The 4,560-nt window shown below is 50.3% G+C and carries 3 protein-coding genes; all 3 read right to left on the bottom strand.

The window, feature by feature from the left end; all coding sequences use genetic code 11:
* Positions 1–207: 207 nt before the first annotated feature.
* Positions 208–1,116 (bottom strand): GGDEF domain-containing protein, encoded by a 909-nt coding sequence (locus tag RBB44_RS25360; RefSeq protein ID WP_306150600.1) that lies wholly within the window; start codon positions 1,114–1,116, stop codon positions 208–210.
* Between the two features lie 299 nt (positions 1,117–1,415).
* Positions 1,416–2,228, bottom strand: coding sequence for an ABC transporter substrate-binding protein (locus RBB44_RS25355; RefSeq protein ID WP_306150599.1), 813 nt, complete (start codon positions 2,226–2,228; stop codon positions 1,416–1,418).
* 265 nt (positions 2,229–2,493) lie between these two features.
* Positions 2,494–4,494: a methyl-accepting chemotaxis protein gene (locus RBB44_RS25350; RefSeq protein WP_306150598.1), complete on the bottom strand. Its 2,001-nt coding sequence runs from the start codon at positions 4,492–4,494 to the stop codon at positions 2,494–2,496.
* Positions 4,495–4,560: the final 66 nt, after the last annotated feature.

Below are 4,560 nucleotides of genomic sequence, written 5' to 3'. Positions count from 1 at the left end.
CTTGCTTGACCTAACGGCAGCTTTTCGACGTTAGTAATCCACCACCTTATGAATAGTTAACGTGGTTTATGAATTCGAAGGGTATAGGCGTTTTTTGAAGGATGTCAGACGAAAGTTGAATGAGCAGGTGAATAATTTGGCTATTTTCAGGGAAAACGGGTTGGAAATTTTCGAATAGCTCCAAGAGATTTCTTCGCTTCGCAGACATTAACAACTGACCCGGTTTCGACCATCGGACTTTGACCTGTACATCTGCTCGTCCGCGCGATGTATTGCCGCTTCAACGTCATCTCCAGGTTGCGCTTTTGCTAAGCCTGCGGATATTGTGATTGGGCCGAAGGATTTTCCACTGCGATTGTGAAAGATTGTACGGCGTGCAATCTCTGAGCGTATTGCTTCTAATACGGCAACGCAGTCGTTAGTATCTGTATCGTAGAAGAGCACACAAAACTCTTCGCCGCCATATCGGCATAAAACATCTTTCGATCGCAGCTGCGACTGGATCAGACGAGCGACGACCCGGATGGTGTGGTCCCCCAAAATGTGGCCATGCTCATCATTGATATTCTTGAAGTGATCAATATCAATCAAAGCGATGTGCAAAGACGTATCGTGTGCTTCCAAACGCTTGTTCAGCTCCGCTTCCAAAAAACGTCGATTGGGCACGCCGCTCAAGGCATCGGTAAACAACTCTTTTTGGCATGCACGTAACTCGGCATCGAGTGCCTTTGTTTGCATGATAATGTTATCAAGATGCTCTTGCACATTGGGGCGGATCTGAAGCACGGTCTCACGCAATGGAGTCTCGTCGATGGCAGATTCCGCACATGTGAAAAGGTGATCTACAAGGTTTTGAGAGACTTCGGCTGATGTGGTGACAGCACTTGTTCGGGCTTGGGAACTTTGGACTATATTGATACAGCGTGCCGCCTCTTGGTCGGGACTTAAATAGGCGCCATATAGGAAATCTAGCGTTCCGAGGGTGACTTCGATGCCGTTTTCTTCGAGCCGGACTAATTCTTTTGCGATTTTCGAACTAGGCTCTGTCAATGCAACGTAAAGGACGTGGAATACCTGCGGTGTGCAGTTAAGGCGATGACGCTCAATTTGCTTCAAAACCTGTTCACATGTCCAAGTCACTATATCATCTTCTCCTGTCTACACCGTTCCGAGCGTTATTGACGAATACCCTTGGAGGCCAATAACTGACACAGCATTGAAAGTTTCAGCCGATCGAAATTCAAGGCTATTGATTAGGCAAACGCGCAGAATTGCACTCAGCGTTAGATACCTTGTGATTTTTTAGGAGACCTCAACTTGTGTGCGACTCAGCAGTATTCTCAGGTACATTGACTGAAGCGATTTGGAGGTCTTCCCGGTTTTGAATACTTCGCGTGGAAATGTCATTTTTGATGCTACTTTATCGCAGCTTGAGTGGTAGGCCGTGTTTTGGGCGAAAGCGCCATTGCCCCAAAACTCTGGCTATAGTGATCCGTAACGATGATGTTCTCAATCGCGTCGTTGATTGCGTCGACAAGGTCGTCTGATGCTGTTTTCCGGCTAAACATAAAATGTACCGGTTTAGAAGACAGAATGAAGGGGTGCGGTGCAATTTTGCCATTCCAATCTGCTTTTGCGGCAACGCGCACTGACGGGTTCGACACGACAAGGGCATCTATGCGGCCAGCTATAAGCATGCGTAGCCCTTCAGAAGTTGATGCAACTTGAAAAACGGCATTTTTTGATTGTTCCGAAGTAAGGAACTCTTCAAATTCTGTGCCACGGTAAGTTCCTAACTCGTGTCCGATAACCAGCCGGTGTTTCAAAATGTCGGCCAGCGATTGGATGGATGCTGCGCTCATATCTTCTTTACGCATTATGAAACCAGCTGTTTCATTGCGATAGGGAACCGAAAACCGAGCGAACGTTTGTCTCTCAGGCGTGATGGACATGAACGGCATCATATCGATGCTTCCCTTGGCCACTTCCTTGAGAGCACGCTTGAAAGGCAGGTCGATCAGCTCGTACTCGCACCCGATTGCCGCAAAAATCTCTCGCAAGAGCTCAACGTCCAACCCAGTGATTCGTCCCGATTGATCCTTGTAACTGAATGGCGCGTAGTCACTGGAAATCCGGACCTTAACTGGGCCGTCGCATGGTGCGGCATGCACGGTGTACACCGGCAGCAGCAGGCAGAGGGCAATCAGGCAGGCTTTCAATGCAGCCATGGTGATTGATCTAATCATGGGAATTATAAACCTAACTAGGCTTAACTCTGGAACTCTACAACTGATGTTCATCAAAACATCAGGGCGAAAAGGTCTGAGCCATACTCCTGTTGGAGACTTGGGATAATAGCAAGCGCTGTTGGAAAATCTCCAGCTATTTCCGCATACGGACCTGTGTTCGGGAGCGGCCCGAATTCAAAAGCGCCGCTCGTCGTTTCCAGCAAAAAGCAGAATGCCAAACTTCGCCTATCCCTCCAGCGCAGCCCTATGCCGCCCTGACGTTCTCAAGGAATTTTTCGGCAGCCTCTCCGAGAGCATTTCCCGTTGCAGAAAGGTCAAGGGTCAACTGCTTCAGCTCGGTGGCCGACTGGCCGGTTTTAGCACTGGCATCCCGCACCTCAATGATTGTCTGTGATACGTTCTGGGTACCGTTGGCAGCCTCTGTAACGTTTCTGCTGATTTCTCGTGTCGCAGCGCCTTGCTCCTCAGTGGCCGCAGCAACTGCGCCGAGCAGTGAGGCAATATCGTCGATGTGGTTGGTAAGGGCTGCGATATCACTCACAGTGGTACTCGTTACTTTCTGCATGGCTTCTATTTGTTCGCCGATATCCACTGTCGCCCGCCCTGTTTGTTCTGCGAGGTTCTTCACTTCAGAAGCAACCACCGCAAATCCCCGGCCAGCTTCTCCAGCGCGCGCTGCTTCGATCGTTGCGTTGAGCGCAAGGAGGTTGGTCTGCTCAGCAATGTCGGAAATCATTTTGACGATATCGCCGATCCGCTGCGAATTTTCGTTCAGCTGCTCTGCTTTCCTTTGCGTATTGAGCGCAATTTCGTTTGCCTCTGTGGCACGTACGTTGGACTGACTGATCTGTCCGGTAATCTCGTCGACAGACGCTGACATTTCTTCAGTGGAAGCTGCCACGGAATGAACGTTATTGCTGGCTTGTTGCGCTGCTGCCGAAACCGAGACTGATTGTTGTTCAGTTGCAGTGGCAATAGAACTCATATCATCTGCAAACCGTGTTGCCTGTCCGATTGCCTGCGCAACCTCATCGACACTGGCCTTCACCAGTTCAGCGAGCTGTTCTCTTTCAGTGATGTCATCCCAAACAACCATGGGACCAATGTAATTGCCAGATCCATCGCGGATCGCAGAGACCTTCAAAGAAAAGCGCCGGCCACCAAAGGGTATACGTGCCTTGAATGGAAGGTTCTCCGGGTTCTCAAGAATGCGGCGCTGGTGTGACGGATCCTTGTGGAACGTATCAATCGAGGTTCCAAGAAGCTCACTGACCGGCACATCGAGATGATCAGAAATCTTCTCAGCCAACCCGGTCATTGTCGGGTTCATGTAATTGATCTTAAATCCGTCATTTGGATCAGCCATCATGATCGGCATAGGGATCTGGTCGATCATCTGAGCCTGGGTAAAGGACTTGGTGACTGTTTCACGCAGGTCTTTGCATGCGTCGAGCATTCGTCCAATAACATCATTGCGTTCGGAAGCCGGAATGCTGGCTCCCACATCTCCTGATGCCAGTTGCTCTAGAATATGGGTTACGTGTTCAACAGGCCGCGTAATCGCTCTGGCTATGAAGAACGCGGCGAGGACTCCGGCAATCAATCCTGCGAGGCCAACGCCTCCCATTGACCAAGATTGAACTTGGAACGACTGGCTCATTTCTGGCCCGATCGTGTCTTGCTGTGCAACCGACGCATCCACCAAGCTGTCGATTTGCGCCAATATTTGAGGCCCAATTACATCGAGCTGGTTTTCCAGAATGTCATTTCGCTGTGCGATGATGTCGGCAACTCGCACGAAGGCCGCTGAATACTGCTGAAGCAATTGGGAAGCGGTTTGGGCCAGCTCAGCCCGTTTCGGGTTCTGGAGCTCCCGCGCTAACTTTTTGAGCTCTTCCTCGACTGAAGCCAACTCCTGCTGAGTCCGCAGCAGTGAAGCGTCATCGTTTTCCAGGAGAAACGATTTTCCGTAGTAACGCGCCAGCATGAGATGCTCTTGCGTCCTGCCAGCAAAATATGCCGCGACACGATCACCATCATCATAAGCTGATCTCATAATGTCGGAGAGATTTTTTCTGATGGATGGCCCATGAACATCCAACTCACCGGTTACGATTTCATCCCGCTCGGCGTAGAGCGCCATCACATCTGCAAACAGGGCTGAATACTGTTTGCCCATTCGCTCAACATCATCGATTTGTCGGTTCTTATCCGCCGGAACCAGGCCCTTCAGCAGTGCTGTCACGTTGTTTGAGGTTTAGGCGCGCGACAGTCGCCAGCTGTTTTCACGCAATCTGTCCGGCCGCAAGCT

The organism is Roseibium sp. MMSF_3247 (assembly GCF_030733765.1).
Classification (GTDB): Bacteria; Pseudomonadota; Alphaproteobacteria; order Rhizobiales; family Stappiaceae; genus Roseibium.
The sequence above is the reverse complement of the archived record's forward strand: the minus strand, read 5'-3'. Positions and strand labels throughout refer to the sequence as shown.

Coding starts and splice junctions, on each gene's coding strand:
- RBB44_RS25355 (WP_306150599.1), bottom strand. CDS start 2,228: ATGGCTGCATTGAAAGCCTGCCTGATTGCCCTCTGCCTGCTGCTGCCG.